Consider the following 16,173-nt stretch of genomic DNA (forward strand, 5'->3'; position numbering starts at 1 on the left):
GGGTGGTGGTGGTGGTGTTCATGGCATTCGTTCGACCTTCCTTGAGGGACTTTGAGCGCCGGCCGGCGGTTGCGTAAATATCAAAGAATAATCTTTGATATTTAAAAACGCAGGTGCCCCGATGAATCTCCCTTCTTCCGTCTGGCTGTTCCAGTCTCTCCACGCGCTGGGCATGGCGCTGTGGCTTTCAATTGCCGTGCGCAACAACTGGCGTGGCTTTGCGGGCTCAGCGTTCGCGGTCGGCGGCACGATGTCGATGGCGCCGTTGCGCGTCGACCCTGCCATCGACACGCCCTTGCTCACGCGCGCCATCCGCTCGATAGCGCTGCACCGCGTGGCGCTGTGCGTGGTGCTGGCGTTGCAGTTGGCTGCGGCGCTGGCGTTCTGGGCCGGCAGCGCGATGCTGGTGGTCGGCGGCGACCTGGCCGCCGCCCGGCCATGGCTCAACCTGGGACTGGCCGGCTTTGCTGCCTTCCTGTTTGCGATGCACCTGGGTGGCCTGTGGTTCGGCTACTGGATACGGCAGGAGGGCCTGCAGCTCACGCACCTCATGCTGCTCCTGTGGGTGCTGGCGGCGTTCTTCCTGTTCAACCTGTCATGGCACTGATGCCGCCTTCGTCCTACGCGCGCGGTGAGGCCACGCCCACAGCCCGCACGACGGGCTGCATCCACCATCGGTCCTCATGAACAGAGTGATTCTTGCGTTCCTGGGTGGGGTTGCCTGCGCCGCCGCCGTGGCGGCCATCGCAGAGCCCGTGAGAGTGCCCGTCGACAGCGACGACAAGGGCACGGCCTACATCGCGCCCAACGTGAACTCCACCGAAACCTCGGCCCGAACGAACGGCGCCACGGTCGGCGTGCAGCGCCCCGACGGCAGCGCCCTCGAAGCCGGCACCGACACGTCTGGCAAGCGGCCCACCTATTCGGTCGGTGCCAAGACCGGCGGCGACGTCTCCTTCTCGGGCGGCGCGCATTCGGACGGCAAGGCCAACACCGGCGTGAAGGCCGGCATCACCATCAAATATTGATCAGACCATCGTCGCGTAGACGATGAAGCCCTCGTGCTTTGCCAGCTTGTCGTAGAGCATCCGCCCCGCCGCATTGGTCGTGTGCGTCTGCCAGTACACGCGGTGTGCACCCGCGCGTCGCACCTGTTCGTACACGCCCTCGATCAACTGCCGGCCCACGCCCTGGCCGCGTTCGGACGATTGCGTGAACAGATCCTGCAGGTAGCAGTTGGGCTCGATGCGCGTCGTGCTGCGGTGGAACAGGTAGTGCACCAGCCCCACCAGCTGCCCCTCGCGCTCGGCCACCAGCGCATGCACCGGCTCGTACGGATCGAAGAAGCGCTGCCACGTGACCTGCGTGATCGCCTCGGGCAGGGCCGTGGGTCCCTCACGGCCGTAGAAGGCGTTGTAGCCGTCCCAGAGCGGCTTCCATGCGGTGAAGTCGTCGGGCGTGGGCGGACGGATCAGGAGCGCGGGCGTGGTCATGAGGTCAGGAGGCCTTTCCGTTGGGAGCGAGCGTGTCGCGCGCCGCGATGGCGGCGGCAGCAGCGGCGGTGGTTGCGGCGTTGGCGGGACAGGCCGGCAGCGCCACCGGCACTGCCGCGGGCATGGGTTCGGGCACCGGCCCCATCGATTTTTCAAGAAAGTCGAGCATCGCGCGCATCGCCGCGCTGTTGTGGCGGCGCTGCGAGTACGCGGCATACAGCCAGTGCTCGTGCGGCATGTGGTCGCGCAGCACCGGCACCAGCGCGCCGCGCTCCAGGTGCGACTGCGCCAGCGGCTCGGGCACGTAGGCCACGCCCACGCCGCGCAGCGCCAGCTCGATCAGCGCCACCGCGTCGTTGGCCTCCATGCGGCTGTGCACCGCCACGTCGTGCGGCTGGCCGTCTGTCTCGAACGGCAGGTGCGTGGTGGGCATCGGCGAATAGCTCAGCACGTCGTGCCGTGCCATGTCCTCGGGCACCTGCGGAATGCCGCGCTGCGCCCAGTAGGCGGGCGACGCGCACACCACCATGTCGAAGCGCACCAGCCGGCGCACGATCAGGTTCATGTCGTCGATGCGCCCGCCCGTCAGGTGGATGTCGATGCCTTCCTCGATCAGGTCGATGTCGTGGTTGGTGAAATTCAAGCTCACGTACACGTCGGGGTAGAGCTTGATGAACTCCGCGATCACGTCCGAAAGCCAGCCCGCGATGAGCCCGTGCGGCGCGCTCATGCGCAGGCGCCCGCGCGGGTGCGAGCCGTGCGCCTGCAGGTCGTTGAGCGTGTTCTCGGCCATCGTCACCAGCTCGGTGCTGCGCTCCAGCAGCACCTCGCCCGCGTCGGTGAGGCTCAGCGAGCGGGTCGAGCGGTTGAGCAGGCGCACGCCGCTGCGCGCTTCCAGTTCGGCCACATAGCGGCTGACCGTCGCCTTGGACATGCCCAGCGACAGGGCCGCGCGGGAGAAGCTGCGCCGGAACGCGACTTCGCGGAACGTTTTGATGAGATCGAGACCATCCATAGATCGGCGCATTGTTCCAGCATCGGGGGAGGGGGCACGGGTCGTAGGGGCATCCCGGTTTTGCGCTGCGAAGGGGGTGGGGGTGCGTGGCTATACTGCGGCCGTCACGTCAAAAACAGGCGTGACCGGGATTGGCGTCCCGTGTAACTGCTGCGACGAAAGCCGCAGATTTCTCCGCAGAGACTCTGTGGCTTTGTCGTTCGTGCCTCCATTTTTTTGGCGGCTCGAGCAGGGAGCCGCGAGGCTCGCCGGTTTGCGCAAGCAGTTCCCGGTACGCCAACCTGTTCGAGCTGCCGCCCTCAATTGGCGTTGGGTGCGACGGTTGTTGCAAACCGAACTGCCTGGAGGCCACGCATGGCTCTTGCCCCTTCCGTCACAGCCGAATCGCTCGCCTTGCAGGCCTGCGACGACCTCGACAGCTTTCACATGGTGCGCCGCGCGTATGCGTGCATCGAGAAACTCATCGTGCCGCAATGTGTGAACGACACCGACGATGTGTACCCGACGCGCACCGAACTCGGGGCGCTCGTGCGGCTGGTCAATGAAGAGCTGCAGCGGCGCATCGAAGCCGCCGAGGCCACGCTGCAGTCGCTGCGTGCTGCCGTGGGCGATGCCCAGCGGGGCTGACGGTTCAGGCGGGGCGCTCGCCGTTCTCCGCCGGTGGTTGCTGCTGTCGCTGCTGCAACGTCGTCGAGATGCCGTAGAGCGCCAGCATGCCGAGCACGTGCCCGATGGCAACGCCCGGCTCCCCCGATTCGATCCGCGCGATCGTCTGGACATGAACGCCCAGGCGCGCGGCAGCAGCGGCCTGGCCCTCGCCAGCCGTTGTGCGCGCCAGCTTGGCAGCAGCACCGAACGCCTTGATCGCTTCGATCGCGTCGTCTCCGATGTCGGAAGAAATTCGTTTTCCTTGGGCCATGCTTTCATTGTCCCCGGTTGCTGATGCGAGTGGAACGCGCGTCTCTGTCTTCGTGGCGCTGAAGGGGGTGTTCGGCTGAGGTGGTAGGTACTATCGGGAGCGAGCCTTGTCAGTCGCCCCAGTTTCTTGATTTGAGATGAACCCGCCACCAACTCACGTTCCCGGGAAGCCGTACCACTTCTTTTCCATCCCGCTGATGATTCAGCCCAATCTTTGGGATGAGAAGGTCTCGTTGAAATTTCGCGGGTTGCTGTTTGCTGTGCTCTATGCGATTCCCGTGCTGATCATGTCCGTCGTGATCCCCCTCGTGGTGGTATTCCCCGCCATGAGTTTCAGCTCGATCGGAGGACTTTTGGTCGCAGCGCCTTTTTGGATGCTTGCCGCGTACTTCATGTCGGCGCTCGCTGTCGGGGTACTTGTTGGTCTCTACAACTATTCAGAGTTCAAGAGATTTACGAAAGCACCGGCCAATTGATTGAAGTCGACTGTTGATGGTCAGGAGCCACCACCCTCCAAATCTTCACCTCTTGTTACCAGCTTGAGGTTGCACTCCACGGCCAGAAGCGGACCTTCAATCGCATCCTCCAATCTCTGATCTCCGACATATCCCCAGCCATGAACCTAGTCAGCCTGTCGTCACTTGCCCCCAAGGATGTTCACGCGATCTGGCGTCTGGCTGCATCATCCGGCGCGGGCGTTCAAGGCACTGCCGCCTGGTCGTTCGAAGGAAATGGCATTCGCACGCGCACGACGTTCCTGAAGGCATTCCAGGAGCTGAAGCTGTCCGTCATCGAGCTGCCGAATCTTCTGAAGACAAGCGAACGCGTGTGCGATCTCGCAGGCTATCTCGACCCGTTCTATGACATCTACGTCATCCGGGAGTCGAACCACGAGCGCCTCGCGGAGTTTGCGGCCTCGTCTCGCAGACCCGTAGTCAACGCGATGTCGAACGCCGGCCATCCATGCGAAGTGCTTACGGACGCCTACTTCATCGAAACGATCATGGGTCCGATCCAGAGGGCGCGCATCTGCCTTTGGGGACCGCCGACCAACGTGTTTCGTTCGTGGCACGAGCTGGCCAGCGTGATGGGCTTTACGCTGGTTCATGTCTGCCATGAGAGCTTCCACGAGACCATCCCCAACGTCGCCTTTTCATCGGCTTCCCCAGAAGCAACAGACGTGGTCATCACCGATGGCTGGCCTCGGGGCACGGAGCAGTTGAGCCGTCCGCTGTCCGTTGAAGATCTGGCTCGGATGGGCAACCCCGTGCTGTTGCCGACGCCACCGTTCACTGTCGGTGGTGAACTTTCGGTGGACCCTCGTCGCTATCCGCACTTCGCCGGCTACGAGCAGAAGAAGCTCCTCTTGCCGGTGCAAAGAGCGGTGCTTCAATATCTGCTTGCAACCTGAATTGACCGGGGCCAGTCAGTCGAGTGCTGGACGGAATAGAGTCGAGAAAAGCTTGAACAGCCTATGAGCGAGGACTTCATCTCCATCAGCCGATCACTGGTCGAGGACGCATGGAACAACCCCGACAAGTGGGAAGCCAACCTTGCCTCTGCGCAAGCGTTGCTCTCGAAGGCGCTCGTTGAATCCCCCGGCAACGTCCTTGCCCTGACGTGCTTGGGCGCAGTGCTTTCCGATCAAGGCAAGCACAAAGAGGCTGCATCCGTCCTGCAGCGTGCAGTCGAACTCGGCTCCACCGATCGGAACACGTTCTTCAACCTCGGCGTGGCAACGATGAACTTCGGCTCACGCGCGAAAGCCATGTCTGCATTCCGTGGGGCCGAAGGGCTCCAGGCTTCGCCGCTGTCGTGGCCGGCATACTTTGATGCGCAGGCCCATTGAGCGCCCTCCCATCCCAAGCAAGGAGACCCGCATGAGAACGCTGAAAATCATGGAGCACATCTCGCTGGATGGCGTGATCCAGACCTCGGGCGAAGACGGCTTTCCCTACGCGGACTGGACCACGCCCTACCGCAGCCCCGCCGGCCGGGATGAAGTGCTCGCCGCGCATGGCGGGCGCTTCGATCTGCTGCTTGGGCGTCGCACCTACGACCTGTGGTCGGACTACTGGCCCAAGGCGCCGAGCGGCGCGATGGCGGATGGACTGAATGCGGCGACCAAGCATGTCGTGACCCACCGCCCCGAAAGCCTGGCATGGGGCCCGTTCGAAAGCGTGGGACCGGACGTCGTCGAGGGCGTTCGCCGCATCAAGTCTCAGGCGGGCCCGAACCTGATTCTCTGGGGCAGCTCCTCGCTGACATCGACGCTGCTGGAGCACGGCCTGGTGGATGACGTCGTGCTGCTCGTCTATCCGGTGCTGCTGGGCGCGGGAAAGCGCTTCTTCGCACAGGGCACTCCACCACGCGCCTTCGAGCTTGTCACCACGAAAGCAATGCCATCGGGCATCCTCCTCAGCGCCTACAAGGTCGTCGGCCCTTTGAAGGCCGGGTAGTCGAACCGCGAAACATCGCGAGCGAAATCACAAGGAACATCTTGATCCACCGCATCCGCACGGCCCTCGTGGCCTGCACATTGGGCGCCGCGGCACTGGCCGTTTCCGCGCAGGTCACCATCGGCTTCATCGGCACGCTCTCCGGACCTGGGGCCGCGGTCGGGCAGGAGCAGTACGACGGCTTCATGCTGGCGGTCGAGCAACGCCAAGGCATGCTCGGCGGTGTTCCCGTGGCGGTCCTCAAGGAAGACGACCAGCACAACCCCGAGCGCGGGGCGCAGCTGGTGCAGAGCCTGATCGAGAAGGAGAAGGTGAGCTTCATCACCGGCGTGACCTTCTCCGACGTGATGATGGCCATGGCCAAGCCGATGGCCCGAGCGGGCATGCTGTTCGTCGGCTCGAACGCCGGCCCCGCGCCGATCGCCGGCAAGCAGTGCAACACCCGGTTCGTCTTCGCCTCGTACCAGGACGAGTACCAGGCCGGGATCGTGGGACGCTACGCCGTCGACAAGGGCTACTGGAAGACGCTGTTCATTGCGCCCGACAACGCAGCGGGCAAAGACCAGCTGCGCGGCTTCAAGCGCTACTACTCGGGCGAGGTGGTGAGCGAAATCAACGTCAAGCCCGACCAGGCCGACTACGCGGCAGCGCTGGCGCAGATCCAGCGCGTGGCGCCCGATGCGGTGGTGGCGTTCCTGCCGGGCGACATGGGCGTGAACTTCATCCAGCAGATGAACCGCTCGGGCCTGCTGAGCAAGGTGCCCTTGCTGACCGTGGGCACGGTCGACGGCACGACACTGCCGCTGCTCAAGGAGGCCGCGCTTCATGTGCTGGCCGGCGCGGTCTGGGGCCCCGACCTGCCGAGCCCGACGAGCAAGGCTTTCGTTGCCGCCTTCGAAAAGAGGCACGGGCGCATCCCCTCGCAGTATGCGGCGCAAGGTTTCGATGCGGCGCTCCTGATCGACCGCGCGCTGAAGGAGACCAAGGGCTCCGTCGCCGATCGCGGTGCCTTGCGCAACGCGCTCAACGAGGCCGACTTCTCGTCGGTGCGCAGTGGCTTCAAGTTTCTGCGCAACGGTTTCCCGGTGCAGGACGGGCACGTCTTCGTGGTCGCGAAGGACGCGCAGGGCCGCGTGTCGCTCAAGCGGGTCGCCACGCCGCTGGAGGCGAACCCGGATGGGTACTGGAACGAGTGTCGGTAGGCAGGGGCCGGCGGCATCTGGCCAAGCCCCCGACGTTCACAGCGCCTATGCTCGGCGTTCAAGAACAAACCCCGTCCCTCCCGGCCACTGCCGCGAGACCACAGCCTGACCATGCACCCGACCGGAACCCTGCGCGGCATCGCCGCGATGCTGTTGGCCTGCGCCTTCTTCGCCTGCATGGACGCGCTGCTCAAGACCCTGGCAGGGCATTACCCGCCGGTGCAGGTGATGGCGCTGCGCGGTCTCACGGCGCTGCCGCTGGTGTGCCTGTACATCGTCTGGCGGCGCGAGGCGGCCGGGGTTTTCAACCGTCGGCTGCGCTGGCGCCTGCATCTGCTGCGCACCGCGCTGAACATGACGATGCTGGTGCTCTTCGTCCACGGCCTGAAGACCCTGGGCCTGGCCGAGGCCTACACGCTCACGTTCATCGCGCCGTTGCTGATGGTGCTCATCGCCGTGCCGATGCTGGGCGAATCGGTGCAGCCGCGGCACTGGATCGCCATCGGGCTGGGCTTCGTCGGCGTGGTGGTCGCGCTGCGGCCCGAGCAGGGGGCCTTCCTCTCGACGGGTGCGCTGGCGATCCTGGTGGCGGCCGTCTGCTATGCGCTGTCGAACATGCTGGGCCGGCTCATCAGCCGCACCGAGCCGAGCGCCGCGCTGGTCTTCTGGACCACTGCGGGCATGGCCGTCGGCGGCAGCCTGTTCGCGGCGCCGCAATGGGTGCCGCTGCAGGCCGGGCACGCGTGGGCGCTGGCGGGCCTGGCCCTCAGCGGTTTCCTGGGCCAGCTGGCCATCGCCGAGGCCTTCCGCCACGGCCAGGCCGCGGCCATTGCGCCCTTCGAATACAGCGCGCTCGCGTGGGCGCTCGTGATGGACTGGGTGTTCTGGCAGGCCGCGCCCGATGCGTGGACGCTGGGCGGCGGGGCGCTGATCGTTGCGAGCGGACTGTGGCTGGCGCGCAGCGAGGCGCCGAGGTCGGTACAGAAAAAGCGCAAGGCCGCCTGAGCTATTGAGCGGCTACAGTCGGCCGGAAGCAGCCACGCGCACAAGACTTTCAATGCCTCGAACCACTTCCGAGATCGCTCACGACATCGCCAACTTCGAACCGCCGGAGGACGGCAACTGGCGCCACCTGGACTCGCTTCTGGATGAACTCTGGCGGGCAGGCAGTCCGGAGCAGGCCATGCCCGAAATGCTGAGCGTCTTCGAGCGCTACCCGGAGGAAGACGGCTACGGGGTCATGTGGACCATCGTTCACGGATTGGAGAGCTTGCCCAACTACCAGCCGGAGCTTCTTCGCTCCCTCGCGCGACAGCCCAGCGAACTCGGCATCACGATGGTCGGGCGCATCTTGAACGCCGGCACGACGGAGATCGGCGGCGTCTCATTGCTGCAGACGCTGCACGATCTGGCGAAGACGGCGGCCTCTTCGTACATCAGGGAAGAAGCGCTCCGTGTGGCGTCTCGGCCGCGCTGAACGTCCGCCGTGAGGAAAGCGCTCATTCGCATCGTGCTCCGCGGCCCCTTGGCTGCCCGGCATGGCGATCCAAGCCCATGACCACAGACCCTCTTCCAATCACCCGGCCCGCCATCCTCTGCGTCGCATGCGCCGCCGCGGCGGGGTTCTTCTGGTGGGCGTTCCATGAGCGGTACTACAGGCACAGGGACTGCATTGAAGCATCCGCATCCAGCTGCCTCGCGCCCGACGGCGCCAATCTGATCGGCGGGGGCGCCGTCTGGTCCGTGGTCGCTGGCCTCTTCACGTGCGCCTCGGTCTACTACCTGGGGGTCGTGCTTCGCCGTCGTCGGGCGAATGGCCGCTGATGGCCGGCTGAAGCGAGAGTTCAGGCCCCGCCGTCTTGTCGAGCCAATACGGGCGCCTCATGCCGCGAGGCCACTTCCGGCTGGCCATCGAGCGTGGCCCGTGCCCCGGCAAAGCAATCCACATCGGCCGGCAAGGCCACGCCGCTTTGGGCGGAGCGGGTCCAGATGTGGCTCGTGAGTTCGACCGCATTGGGGTCGTCATAGCAACCGCGCGAGATGGCGCGCACATCGGGCCAACGCTCGAAGGTCAGGCCCATCGTCGTGCCACACGAGGGGCAGAAATGAACGAAGACCTGCTTGTGGCTGCCGTCCGATCGGTGCGCGTACTGCCGCAGTTCGCCTTCGTTGAACTGCACGGCGTCCATCGGAAAAAGCGACTCGGCATAGAAAGACGTGCCGGTCATGCGCTGGCAGAACGTGCAATGGCACGCGAACGTGCGCAGCGGCGGCTGGGTCGTGCTGAATCGGACCTTGCCGCAGAGGCAACCCCCTTCAAGTACAGCTGGCATACGGCACCCGGAAAAAAGAGGGGATTCTGCCCCCTCGATCGACGGCGTTCGATGCAGCTGCGCGAACCGCGCGCTCAGGCCAGCCCCAGCTCCTTGGCCTCGGCTTCGTAGTGGGGGTACGACGCCTTCATCGTCGCGCCATTGAGGATCATCTCGGCCACGAGGGTGCGCGACGGCATCTCGTAGACCTGGGTGCGCACCCACACGGATTCGGTGCGCGCGCTTTCGCTCAGCGCGATGATCTCGCGCTCCAGTTCGTAGTCCTGGTCGACGAAGAGCGGGCCCTTGATGAGGCGGATCTCCTGTCCGGCGAACAGGCCCACGGCCGGCTTGCGGCCATTCAGTTGCGCCTCGGCGCTGGTGGAGCCGAGCAGCACGCTGATCATCTCGGTCGGGATGATGGCCCGGCCCCACGGCGAGCGCTGGCCGCCTTCGGCTGTGTACCAGTCGCAGGGCTCGGTGATGACCTTGAGCTTGTCCGCGAGCGTGAAGGGGTAGTGGTCGCCCATGTGCTGGTCGAAGCCCATGCGGATCTTCTCGACGACGGCGCCGCGCTGGCCCACGCGCAGGTCGCGGTTGATGACCAGGCCCTGGGGCGGGCGCAGCTTCGCGATGCGCTGCGGCAGCTCGTGCGGGTACTGCGAGGCATCGCCCACCGACGCGGTGCCGGTCAGCACCGGCGTGCCGTCGGCCTTCTCGGCGCGCAGGCGCACGAAGGTGGCGCCGGGCGCGGGCAGGTCGACAAAGGCGCGCACCGACTCGCCTTCCACCACCATGTTCTGGTAGTGGGCGCTGATGCAGCCGGTCTCGAACCAGGCCTGTCCGAACACATGGAACAGCAAGGGGTCGAACTGGCTGAAGTGCGTCGGCCCTTCGATCGGCCCGGCGCGCAGGCCCAGCGTTTCGGCCGTCGCGTCGTCGTGGATCGACTTGTGGTCGTCGTAGGTCTGGTCGGCCAGCATCTGGCGCGGCTGGCGCAGCGGGCCGCACAGGCCGAGAGCGGTGGTGGTGAAAGGCGAGGTCATGGGGGAGGGCTCCGTGTAGCCGGCGGCGGGCGCCAGTCGAGTTCGCGATGATGGCAAAGTCTCCGCGCCGCGCCTGTCGCCTAGGGAACGCCTGATGCGGCCGGCCACGCAGTCACTGGCGGTCGGCGCCCGGCAGATGCATCGGTCGTCCTTGCATGACGGTCCGGGTGGTCACTGGCCTTATTGCGCCTCGACGCCCAGCTCGCGCATCCGCCTGGTGATCACGTTGAACTCCTCCTTGTACGACGCCGCGAACTGCTCGGGCGTGCTGTTCATCACCTCGAAGCCCCGGCCCACGAACAGCTGGCTGACATCGGGCGAGCCGACGATGGCGCGCACTTCCCGGGCCAGCTTGTCGACGATGGGCTGTGGCGTCTTCGCCGGTGCCAGCAGCCCGATCCAGACGTTGGTGTCGTAGAGCGGGTCCTTGAAGCCCAGCTCGTTCATGGTCGGAACCTGCGGGAGCGAGGTGGAGCGTTGTCGTCCCAGCACGGCCAGCGGCACGACCTTGCCCGTTGGCACATGCTGCATCGCACTGGGCACTGACGACAGTCCGACGTCGATGGTGCCCGACAGCAGGTCGGTCACCACGGGCCCTTCGCCGCGTTGCGGCACATGCACCATGCCTGCATTCAGGCCGCGGTTGAGGCTCTCGCCGGCCAGATGGCCCAGCCCGCCCACGCCCCAGGACCCGTAGCTCAGCTTCGCGCCGCCCTTGGCCACCTTGGCCTTCAGGTCTTCGATGCTCTTGATGCCGGTGCCGGGGTGCGTGGAAATCAGCGCCGGGCTGCGCACCACCTGCGTGACGCCGACGAAGTCCTTCTGCGGGTCGTAGGCCAGGGTCTTGAACAGCGCCGTGTTGTTGATCTGCGAATCGGTGATGGTCATCAGCAGCGTGTAGCCGTCGGGCTTGGCGCGGCCGACTTCGCCGGCGCCGATGGCGCCTGCCGCACCCGCTTTGTTGTCCACCACCACCGGCTGCCCCATCGATTTCGACAGGCGATCGCCCAGGGTGCGTGCCACGAAGTCGGTCGCACCGCCGGCGGCGTAGGGCACGACGAGGCGGATCGGCCGCGAGGGGTAGCTCTCCTGCGCGGCGATGGGCAGCGCCAGCGTGATCGCTGCGCATGCGGCAGTCATTTTCTTGAACATGGTTGTCTCCAGTGGTGGGGTTGGGTGGTCTGCTTGTTGTTGGGGGCGTCAGAGATCGAGAACGAGCACGGCGCTGCGCGCGCGAGACACGCAGGGCAGGATGCAGGTGTGGCTGTCGCGCTCCTCGTCGCTGAGCACGAAGTCGCGGTGATCCGCCTCGCCCTCGAGCAGCGGCACCTCGCAGCTGCGGCACATGCCTTCGCGGCACGAGAAGGGAATGCTGACGTTGGCGCCTTCCAGTGCGTCGAGCAGGCTCTGCCGCGGTGCGACCTCGATCCTCTGGCCGCTGCGATGCAGCACCACGGTGAAGGTGTCGGCCGGCGCTGCGGGCGTGGCGGGTTCCGGCGGTGCGAAGCGTTCGAAATGGGTGGCCGCCTTGTCGATGCCGACAACGCCTGCGGCCGCGCCGACCGCGTTCATCAGCCCTTCGGGGCCGCAGCAGTAGAGGTGGGCGCCTGGGGCCGCACCGGCCAGCCAGCCCGCCAGGTCGGGTGGCGTGCCCGCCGCTTCCTGGTCCACGTGCAGCTGCACGCGGTCATGGTGGCGCGCCAGCGTCCACGCATAGGCGGCACGGGCCCGCGTGCGCACGCAGTACAACAGCTTCCAGGGCCTGGCGTTGGCCTCGCACCAGAGGATCATGCTCAGGATGGGCGTGATGCCGATGCCCCCGGCCACGAACAGATGCTCGGTGGCGGCCGGGTCGATGCCGAACAGGGCGCGCGGCGCGCCCACCTCGAGCACATCGCCCACGGCAAGGCGCTGGTGAACGAAGGCCGAGCCGCCGCGCGAGGCTGGCGCCAGGCCCACGCCGAGCACGTAGCGGTGGCGCTCCAGCGGCGAGTTGGCCAGTGAATACTGGCGGCGGATGTCGCCGGGCAGCAGCAGGTCCACATGGGCGCCCGAGGTGAAGGGCGGCAGCGCGGCGCCGTCCTGCGCACGCAACTCCAGGCCGAGCACATCCTGCGCCTCTTGCGTGAGGCGGGTGACGAGGAGCTTCATGGCTCAGGCCTTGACGGGTTCGGGCGCTGCTGTGGCGGTGGGGCGGGCCGCGGCTTCTTCGAGCGCCTCTTCTTCCAGCCGGCGCGAGACCATCCAGCGGAACTGGTTCAGCGCGGCGTCGATGCCGAAGGCCATCATCTTGAAGTCGGGCGCCAGCGCCAGGCTCTTTTGCTGCGCGGTGATGATGTCGCGGTCTTCGTCGAAGGCATCCACCACGGCCTGGTGGATCGAGTGCGTGACTTCGGGTTGGTCGATGGCGAAGTTGTGGGGATGCGCGAAGAAGTAGTGGGTGGAGTTTTCCGTCTCGGGCGTGATGGCCTGGCAGCCACGAAATTCGATCGCGCCGTCGCGGTTGCCTTCGGCAGCGCCCTGGCCGGTGGGCGCCATGCCGGAGTCCATCAGCAGGATGGCCGGGATGGTGAAGTTGTAGATGTTCCATCGATCGACCCTGCTGCCCCAGTCCTTGACCGCCTGGGCGAAAGGCGGCGGCTCGGTGTCGAGGGCCCACCGGGTGATGCGCACGCCGTTGTCGATGCGTTCGACCTTGGGCTGGGCGGCGGCGTAGTCCGCACTGCCTCCCAGCGTGGTCGGGTGCACGAAGGGCAGGTGGGAAAAGTCCAGCAGGTTGTCGCAGATCAGCAGGTAGTTGACGTCGTAGTGGATGTAGCCGTCCAGGCTGCGCCAGTGCGGGTCGTCCAGCCAGGGCGTGTCGGGGATCAGCGCCGGGTCGGCCTTGTCGGGAGCGCCCATCCAGATCCAGACCCAGCGGTGGCGTTGCACCACCGGGAAGCTGCGCACCCTGGCCTGGATGGGAATGCGCTTCTGGGCCGGCGCCTCGATGCACTGGCCCGAGGCGTCGAACTTCAGGCCGTGGTACATGCAGCGCACGCAGTCGCCTTCTCGCCGTCCCACCGACAGGGGCGCGCCGCGGTGGCAGCAGCGGTCTTCCATGGCGACGATCTCGCCGTCGTCCTTGCGGTACATGAGAACGGGCACGCCGATGATGGTGCGGGCGAACAGGCCCTGCGGCGTGAGCTCGTTGTCCCAGGCAGCCACGTACCAGGTGTTTTTGATGAACATGGGGCGTCTCCTTTGTTGTTCGCCGCGTTCGGGTCACGGCATGGGCAGAGCGTAGGACGAGGGTTCTCATGTATCAATGTCATTTCAGTCATTCCTAGAATGCGCAGCATGCATGCGGAAAACCTCGACCTGAATTTGCTGGCGGTCTTCGACGCGATGTTTCGCGAGGCCAGTGTCACGAAGGCCGCGCAGGGCCTCGGGCTGACGCAGAGCGCGATGAGCCACGCGCTCAACCGGCTGCGTGCTTTCTTCGACGACCCCTTGTTCGTCAAGGTCGGCAGCCGCATGGAGCCCACGCGCAAGGCCGAGGGCATGCGCGCCGCGGTGGTGGAGGTGATGACCACCGTGCGCCAGCAGATCCTGGCAGGCGCCCGGTTCGAGCCCGCACTGGCGCGACGCACCTTCACCCTGTGCATGACCGACATGGGCGAACTGGTGTTCCTGCCCCCGCTGCTCGAGCGCTTCAAGAAGGAGGCGCCCGGTTGTTCGCTGCGCACGCTGCAGGTGCCGCTCGAGCAGGTCGAAGGGCTGCTTGCGTCAGGCGAGGCCGACCTGGCGGTGGGGTCCATCCGTGCGGCGCCCGAGGGGCTGTTTCATCAGCGACTGTTCCTGCACTCCTTCGTGACCATCGCCAGCGCGCGGAACAAGGACATCGGCGCCACCCTCACGCGCGAGCGCTTCGAGGCGATGCGGCACATCGTGGTCTCGCTCACCGGCCACTCGGCGGAGAGCTACGACAAGGTGCTGGAAGACCAGGGCATCCGCCGCACCGTGGCCGTGATGACGCCCCACTTCCTGATGGTTCCGCTCCTGATGGACCGGCACGCCGATCTGCTCGCGACCGTGCCGCGCGAACTGGCGGAGGTCTTCGCCCGCATGGGCACGGTGCGCATGTTCGAGCCGCCGGTGCCCGTGCCCCAGTTTCAACTCAACCAGCACTGGCATCCGCGCTTTCACCACGACCCGGCCGTGGTCTGGTTGCGCGATGTGATGAAACATACCTTCGAGCACTACCCGCGCATCACCACGCAGGCCAGTCCTCCGGCTAGGAAAAGTGCGCGAGCCAAGTCGCGTTGACGCGCCGGCCGGCATCGACTTTTCCTCTGCTGCGAACCTCATCCCCCACCCGTTTCTGCGTGCCCGCTTGTTCGAGCGGCCGCGCACTGTTACAAAGGGCGTCTCCATGCGCTCGCCCACCTTCCTCTTCGTTTCGCTGCTCTGGCTTGTCGTGGCCGTCCCGGCCGCGCAGGCGGAGGTGGTGCGCTGCACCGACGCCGACGGCCGCATCGTCTACACCGACGGCGCCTGCCCGCCGGGCACCAGGCAATCGCGGCAGTTGCGCATCGACGAGCCGCCGCCTGCGCCGCCGCGTGCCTCCAACGAGGAAGACACGCCGCGTCGTTCGGACTACGCGGCACCGTCCGCTCCACCGCCGCAGCCCGTGCCCTCGGGGCCGGCCATCATTCCGCGTTACCCGGTGGGCGAGGCGCCCGCGGCCGACCCGGGGCCGACCTACATCTGGGGCGGCGATCCGTACTACGGGCCGCCGCGACCGGGGTATCACCCCCGGCCACCGCGTCCGCCGCGCGACCCCGGGCCTCCGCCTGGTCAGCGGCCATGCAATCTCGCGGGCATCAAGCGCAGCAACTGCTGAGCGCGTTCGTCCTCTTTCCTCTGCTTCCTGCTTCTTCATGACCGTTGCCGCGCCCGAGCGCCTTTCCCCGTGGGTCGTCCACTGCGACGGCAGTGCCATGCCGAACCCCGGGCGCATGGGCGTCGGCGTCGTCATCACGCAGCCCGACGGCACCCGCCACACCTTCTCGCAGGCCACGCACACCACGGGCTGCAACAACGAGGCCGAGCTGCGGGCACTGACGCTCGCGCTGCGCGAGCTGCAGGCGCGCGGCGCCACGAGCGTGCAGGCCTTCAGCGACAACAGCACGCTGGTCGAACAGCTGAGCGGCGCTGCCGACGTGCGGCCGATCGTGCGCATGGCGCCGTTGTTCGACGAGGCGCGCACGCTGCTGCAGGGCTTCGACGAGGCGCGCGTGCAATGGATTCCGCGCCACCGCAACGGCGAGGCCGACGCGCTCGCGCGGGCCGCGCTGGGCTCCGGGCCGAAGCCGCCGCCCAAGGCCTGGAAGAAGCGGCGCTAGCGGCGCTCGCGAAGGGGCATGCGGCAGGTTCTATCATTCGGGTCGATTCAGACACCCGTTTCCCCATGACCGAAGAAGCCACCTCCAAGCCCACGCTGCCCGACCATCTCTCGACCGATCCGCGCAGCCCGCACCACATTCCCGCCGTGTTCGAGCACCCGATCGGCATCCGCTTCAACGGCAAGGACCGCCTGGACGTCGAGGAATACTGCATCAGCGAAGGCTGGATCAAGGTGCCCGCCGGCCGCACGCTGGACCGCAAGGGCTATCCGCTGCTGATCAAGCTCAAGGGCGCTGTCGAGGTGTACTACCGCGACTGACGGCCGGGGGCACACGCCCCC

At 66.5% G+C, this 16,173-nt stretch carries 22 protein-coding genes; 14 read left to right on the forward strand and 8 right to left on the reverse strand.

The genetic code is table 11. The annotated features are described in order from the left end of the window. Positions 1–121 precede the first annotated feature (121 nt). Entirely contained in the window at positions 122–607 is a 486-nt protein-coding gene (locus AC3WQR_RS27915; RefSeq protein ID WP_492745093.1) for a DUF2165 family protein, read from the forward strand. 76 nt (positions 608–683) lie between these two features. Then, positions 684–1,028, forward strand: a complete 345-nt coding sequence (locus AC3WQR_RS27920; protein ID WP_070061747.1) for a hypothetical protein — start codon at positions 684–686, stop codon at positions 1,026–1,028. Here the strand turns inward: AC3WQR_RS27920 and AC3WQR_RS27925 are convergent, their stop codons facing one another. Next, positions 1,029–1,493, reverse strand: coding sequence for a GNAT family N-acetyltransferase (locus tag AC3WQR_RS27925; protein ID WP_492745095.1), 465 nt, complete (start codon positions 1,491–1,493; stop codon positions 1,029–1,031). Positions 1,494–1,497: 4 nt separating this feature from the next. After that, on the reverse strand, positions 1,498–2,508 hold the full coding sequence (locus tag AC3WQR_RS27930; protein WP_492745097.1) for a LysR family transcriptional regulator: 1,011 nt from the start codon (positions 2,506–2,508) through the stop codon (positions 1,498–1,500). Between the two features lie 354 nt (positions 2,509–2,862). Here AC3WQR_RS27930 and AC3WQR_RS27935 point away from each other — a divergent pair, with 354 nt between their 5' ends. Further along, positions 2,863–3,135 carry a hypothetical protein gene (locus AC3WQR_RS27935; protein ID WP_492745099.1) on the forward strand — a complete coding sequence of 91 codons (273 nt, stop codon included), beginning with the start codon at positions 2,863–2,865 and terminating at the stop codon, positions 3,133–3,135. Positions 3,136–3,139: 4 nt separating this feature from the next. Here AC3WQR_RS27935 and AC3WQR_RS27940 read toward each other — a convergent pair whose 3' ends face one another. Continuing rightward, positions 3,140–3,427: a helix-turn-helix domain-containing protein gene (locus AC3WQR_RS27940; protein WP_369644255.1), complete on the reverse strand. Its 288-nt coding sequence runs from the start codon at positions 3,425–3,427 to the stop codon at positions 3,140–3,142. A gap of 136 nt (positions 3,428–3,563) precedes the next feature. Between AC3WQR_RS27940 and AC3WQR_RS27945 the strand changes: the two genes are divergently transcribed. From AC3WQR_RS27945 to AC3WQR_RS27975, 7 genes are all read left to right on the forward strand, one after another. Beyond that, the gene (locus AC3WQR_RS27945) at positions 3,564–3,902 is read left to right on the forward strand and encodes a hypothetical protein (RefSeq protein WP_235944267.1); all 339 of its coding nucleotides are present in this window, start codon (positions 3,564–3,566) and stop codon (positions 3,900–3,902) included. A 140-nt stretch (positions 3,903–4,042) separates the two neighbouring features. Further along, complete coding sequence (locus tag AC3WQR_RS27950) at positions 4,043–4,837, forward strand: ornithine carbamoyltransferase (RefSeq protein WP_492745106.1); 795 nt, start codon at positions 4,043–4,045, stop codon at positions 4,835–4,837. Between the two features lie 63 nt (positions 4,838–4,900). Then, positions 4,901–5,275 (forward strand): tetratricopeptide repeat protein, encoded by a 375-nt coding sequence (locus AC3WQR_RS27955; protein ID WP_492745109.1) that lies wholly within the window; start codon positions 4,901–4,903, stop codon positions 5,273–5,275. A gap of 31 nt (positions 5,276–5,306) precedes the next feature. Further along, on the forward strand, positions 5,307–5,885 hold the full coding sequence (locus AC3WQR_RS27960; protein ID WP_492745111.1) for a dihydrofolate reductase family protein: 579 nt from the start codon (positions 5,307–5,309) through the stop codon (positions 5,883–5,885). 41 nt (positions 5,886–5,926) lie between these two features. Further along, positions 5,927–7,087 (forward strand): ABC transporter substrate-binding protein, encoded by a 1,161-nt coding sequence (locus AC3WQR_RS27965; RefSeq protein ID WP_492745113.1) that lies wholly within the window; start codon positions 5,927–5,929, stop codon positions 7,085–7,087. A 111-nt stretch (positions 7,088–7,198) separates the two neighbouring features. Beyond that, on the forward strand, positions 7,199–8,092 hold the full coding sequence (locus AC3WQR_RS27970) for a DMT family transporter (protein ID WP_492745115.1): 894 nt from the start codon (positions 7,199–7,201) through the stop codon (positions 8,090–8,092). A 52-nt stretch (positions 8,093–8,144) separates the two neighbouring features. Further along, a complete protein-coding gene (locus tag AC3WQR_RS27975) occupies positions 8,145–8,564 on the forward strand; it encodes a hypothetical protein (RefSeq protein WP_492745117.1) in 420 nt (139 codons plus the stop codon). A 367-nt stretch (positions 8,565–8,931) separates the two neighbouring features. Here the strand turns inward: AC3WQR_RS27975 and AC3WQR_RS27980 are convergent, their stop codons facing one another. The 5 genes from AC3WQR_RS27980 to AC3WQR_RS28000 all read right to left on the reverse strand — a co-directional run bounded on the left by AC3WQR_RS27980 (position 8,932) and on the right by AC3WQR_RS28000 (position 13,676). Beyond that, entirely contained in the window at positions 8,932–9,420 is a 489-nt protein-coding gene (locus tag AC3WQR_RS27980; RefSeq protein ID WP_492745119.1) for a GFA family protein, read from the reverse strand. A 74-nt stretch (positions 9,421–9,494) separates the two neighbouring features. Next, positions 9,495–10,445 (reverse strand): hypothetical protein, encoded by a 951-nt coding sequence (locus tag AC3WQR_RS27985; RefSeq protein WP_492745121.1) that lies wholly within the window; start codon positions 10,443–10,445, stop codon positions 9,495–9,497. Positions 10,446–10,625: 180 nt separating this feature from the next. After that, the gene (locus tag AC3WQR_RS27990) at positions 10,626–11,597 is read right to left on the reverse strand and encodes a Bug family tripartite tricarboxylate transporter substrate binding protein (protein ID WP_492745123.1); all 972 of its coding nucleotides are present in this window, start codon (positions 11,595–11,597) and stop codon (positions 10,626–10,628) included. A 48-nt stretch (positions 11,598–11,645) separates the two neighbouring features. Next, complete coding sequence (locus AC3WQR_RS27995; protein WP_492745125.1) at positions 11,646–12,596, reverse strand: PDR/VanB family oxidoreductase; 951 nt, start codon at positions 12,594–12,596, stop codon at positions 11,646–11,648. A gap of 3 nt (positions 12,597–12,599) precedes the next feature. After that, the gene (locus tag AC3WQR_RS28000) at positions 12,600–13,676 is read right to left on the reverse strand and encodes an aromatic ring-hydroxylating dioxygenase subunit alpha (RefSeq protein WP_492745127.1); all 1,077 of its coding nucleotides are present in this window, start codon (positions 13,674–13,676) and stop codon (positions 12,600–12,602) included. Between the two features lie 108 nt (positions 13,677–13,784). Between AC3WQR_RS28000 and AC3WQR_RS28005 the strand changes: the two genes are divergently transcribed. From AC3WQR_RS28005 to AC3WQR_RS28020, 4 genes are all read left to right on the forward strand, one after another. Continuing rightward, positions 13,785–14,753 (forward strand): LysR family transcriptional regulator, encoded by a 969-nt coding sequence (locus AC3WQR_RS28005; protein ID WP_354347544.1) that lies wholly within the window; start codon positions 13,785–13,787, stop codon positions 14,751–14,753. A gap of 151 nt (positions 14,754–14,904) precedes the next feature. Continuing rightward, a complete protein-coding gene (locus tag AC3WQR_RS28010; RefSeq protein ID WP_492745130.1) occupies positions 14,905–15,330 on the forward strand; it encodes a DUF4124 domain-containing protein in 426 nt (141 codons plus the stop codon). Positions 15,331–15,367: 37 nt separating this feature from the next. Next, the gene (locus AC3WQR_RS28015) at positions 15,368–15,832 is read left to right on the forward strand and encodes a ribonuclease HI family protein (protein WP_492745132.1); all 465 of its coding nucleotides are present in this window, start codon (positions 15,368–15,370) and stop codon (positions 15,830–15,832) included. A gap of 65 nt (positions 15,833–15,897) precedes the next feature. Next, positions 15,898–16,152 (forward strand): DUF3297 family protein, encoded by a 255-nt coding sequence (locus AC3WQR_RS28020; RefSeq protein ID WP_062468964.1) that lies wholly within the window; start codon positions 15,898–15,900, stop codon positions 16,150–16,152. Positions 16,153–16,173 lie beyond the last annotated feature (21 nt).

It is taken from the genome of Variovorax sp. FW305-3-2-15-B-LB1 (genome assembly GCF_058787635.1).

Excerpts from the sequence above, each read along its gene's own strand:
- AC3WQR_RS27960 (WP_492745111.1), top strand. The coding sequence starts at position 5,307 with ATGAGAACGCTGAAAATCATGGAGCACATCTCGCTGGATGGCGTGATC.
- AC3WQR_RS28020 (WP_062468964.1), top strand. The coding sequence starts at position 15,898 with ATGACCGAAGAAGCCACCTCCAAGCCCACGCTGCCCGACCATCTCTCG.
- AC3WQR_RS28005 (WP_354347544.1), top strand. The coding sequence starts at position 13,785 with ATGCATGCGGAAAACCTCGACCTGAATTTGCTGGCGGTCTTCGACGCG.
- AC3WQR_RS27980 (WP_492745119.1), bottom strand. The coding sequence starts at position 9,420 with ATGCCAGCTGTACTTGAAGGGGGTTGCCTCTGCGGCAAGGTCCGATTC.
- AC3WQR_RS27955 (WP_492745109.1), top strand. The coding sequence starts at position 4,901 with ATGAGCGAGGACTTCATCTCCATCAGCCGATCACTGGTCGAGGACGCA.
- AC3WQR_RS27990 (WP_492745123.1), bottom strand. The coding sequence starts at position 11,597 with ATGTTCAAGAAAATGACTGCCGCATGCGCAGCGATCACGCTGGCGCTG.
- AC3WQR_RS27915 (WP_492745093.1), top strand. The coding sequence starts at position 122 with ATGAATCTCCCTTCTTCCGTCTGGCTGTTCCAGTCTCTCCACGCGCTG.
- AC3WQR_RS27940 (WP_369644255.1), bottom strand. The coding sequence starts at position 3,427 with ATGGCCCAAGGAAAACGAATTTCTTCCGACATCGGAGACGACGCGATC.
- AC3WQR_RS28000 (WP_492745127.1), bottom strand. The coding sequence starts at position 13,676 with ATGTTCATCAAAAACACCTGGTACGTGGCTGCCTGGGACAACGAGCTC.
- AC3WQR_RS27995 (WP_492745125.1), bottom strand. The coding sequence starts at position 12,596 with ATGAAGCTCCTCGTCACCCGCCTCACGCAAGAGGCGCAGGATGTGCTC.
- AC3WQR_RS27930 (WP_492745097.1), bottom strand. The coding sequence starts at position 2,508 with ATGGATGGTCTCGATCTCATCAAAACGTTCCGCGAAGTCGCGTTCCGG.
- AC3WQR_RS28015 (WP_492745132.1), top strand. The coding sequence starts at position 15,368 with ATGACCGTTGCCGCGCCCGAGCGCCTTTCCCCGTGGGTCGTCCACTGC.
- AC3WQR_RS27950 (WP_492745106.1), top strand. The coding sequence starts at position 4,043 with ATGAACCTAGTCAGCCTGTCGTCACTTGCCCCCAAGGATGTTCACGCG.
- AC3WQR_RS27975 (WP_492745117.1), top strand. The coding sequence starts at position 8,145 with ATGCCTCGAACCACTTCCGAGATCGCTCACGACATCGCCAACTTCGAA.
- AC3WQR_RS27985 (WP_492745121.1), bottom strand. The coding sequence starts at position 10,445 with ATGACCTCGCCTTTCACCACCACCGCTCTCGGCCTGTGCGGCCCGCTG.
- AC3WQR_RS27920 (WP_070061747.1), top strand. The coding sequence starts at position 684 with ATGAACAGAGTGATTCTTGCGTTCCTGGGTGGGGTTGCCTGCGCCGCC.
- AC3WQR_RS27945 (WP_235944267.1), top strand. The coding sequence starts at position 3,564 with ATGAACCCGCCACCAACTCACGTTCCCGGGAAGCCGTACCACTTCTTT.
- AC3WQR_RS27925 (WP_492745095.1), bottom strand. The coding sequence starts at position 1,493 with ATGACCACGCCCGCGCTCCTGATCCGTCCGCCCACGCCCGACGACTTC.
- AC3WQR_RS27970 (WP_492745115.1), top strand. The coding sequence starts at position 7,199 with ATGCACCCGACCGGAACCCTGCGCGGCATCGCCGCGATGCTGTTGGCC.
- AC3WQR_RS27935 (WP_492745099.1), top strand. The coding sequence starts at position 2,863 with ATGGCTCTTGCCCCTTCCGTCACAGCCGAATCGCTCGCCTTGCAGGCC.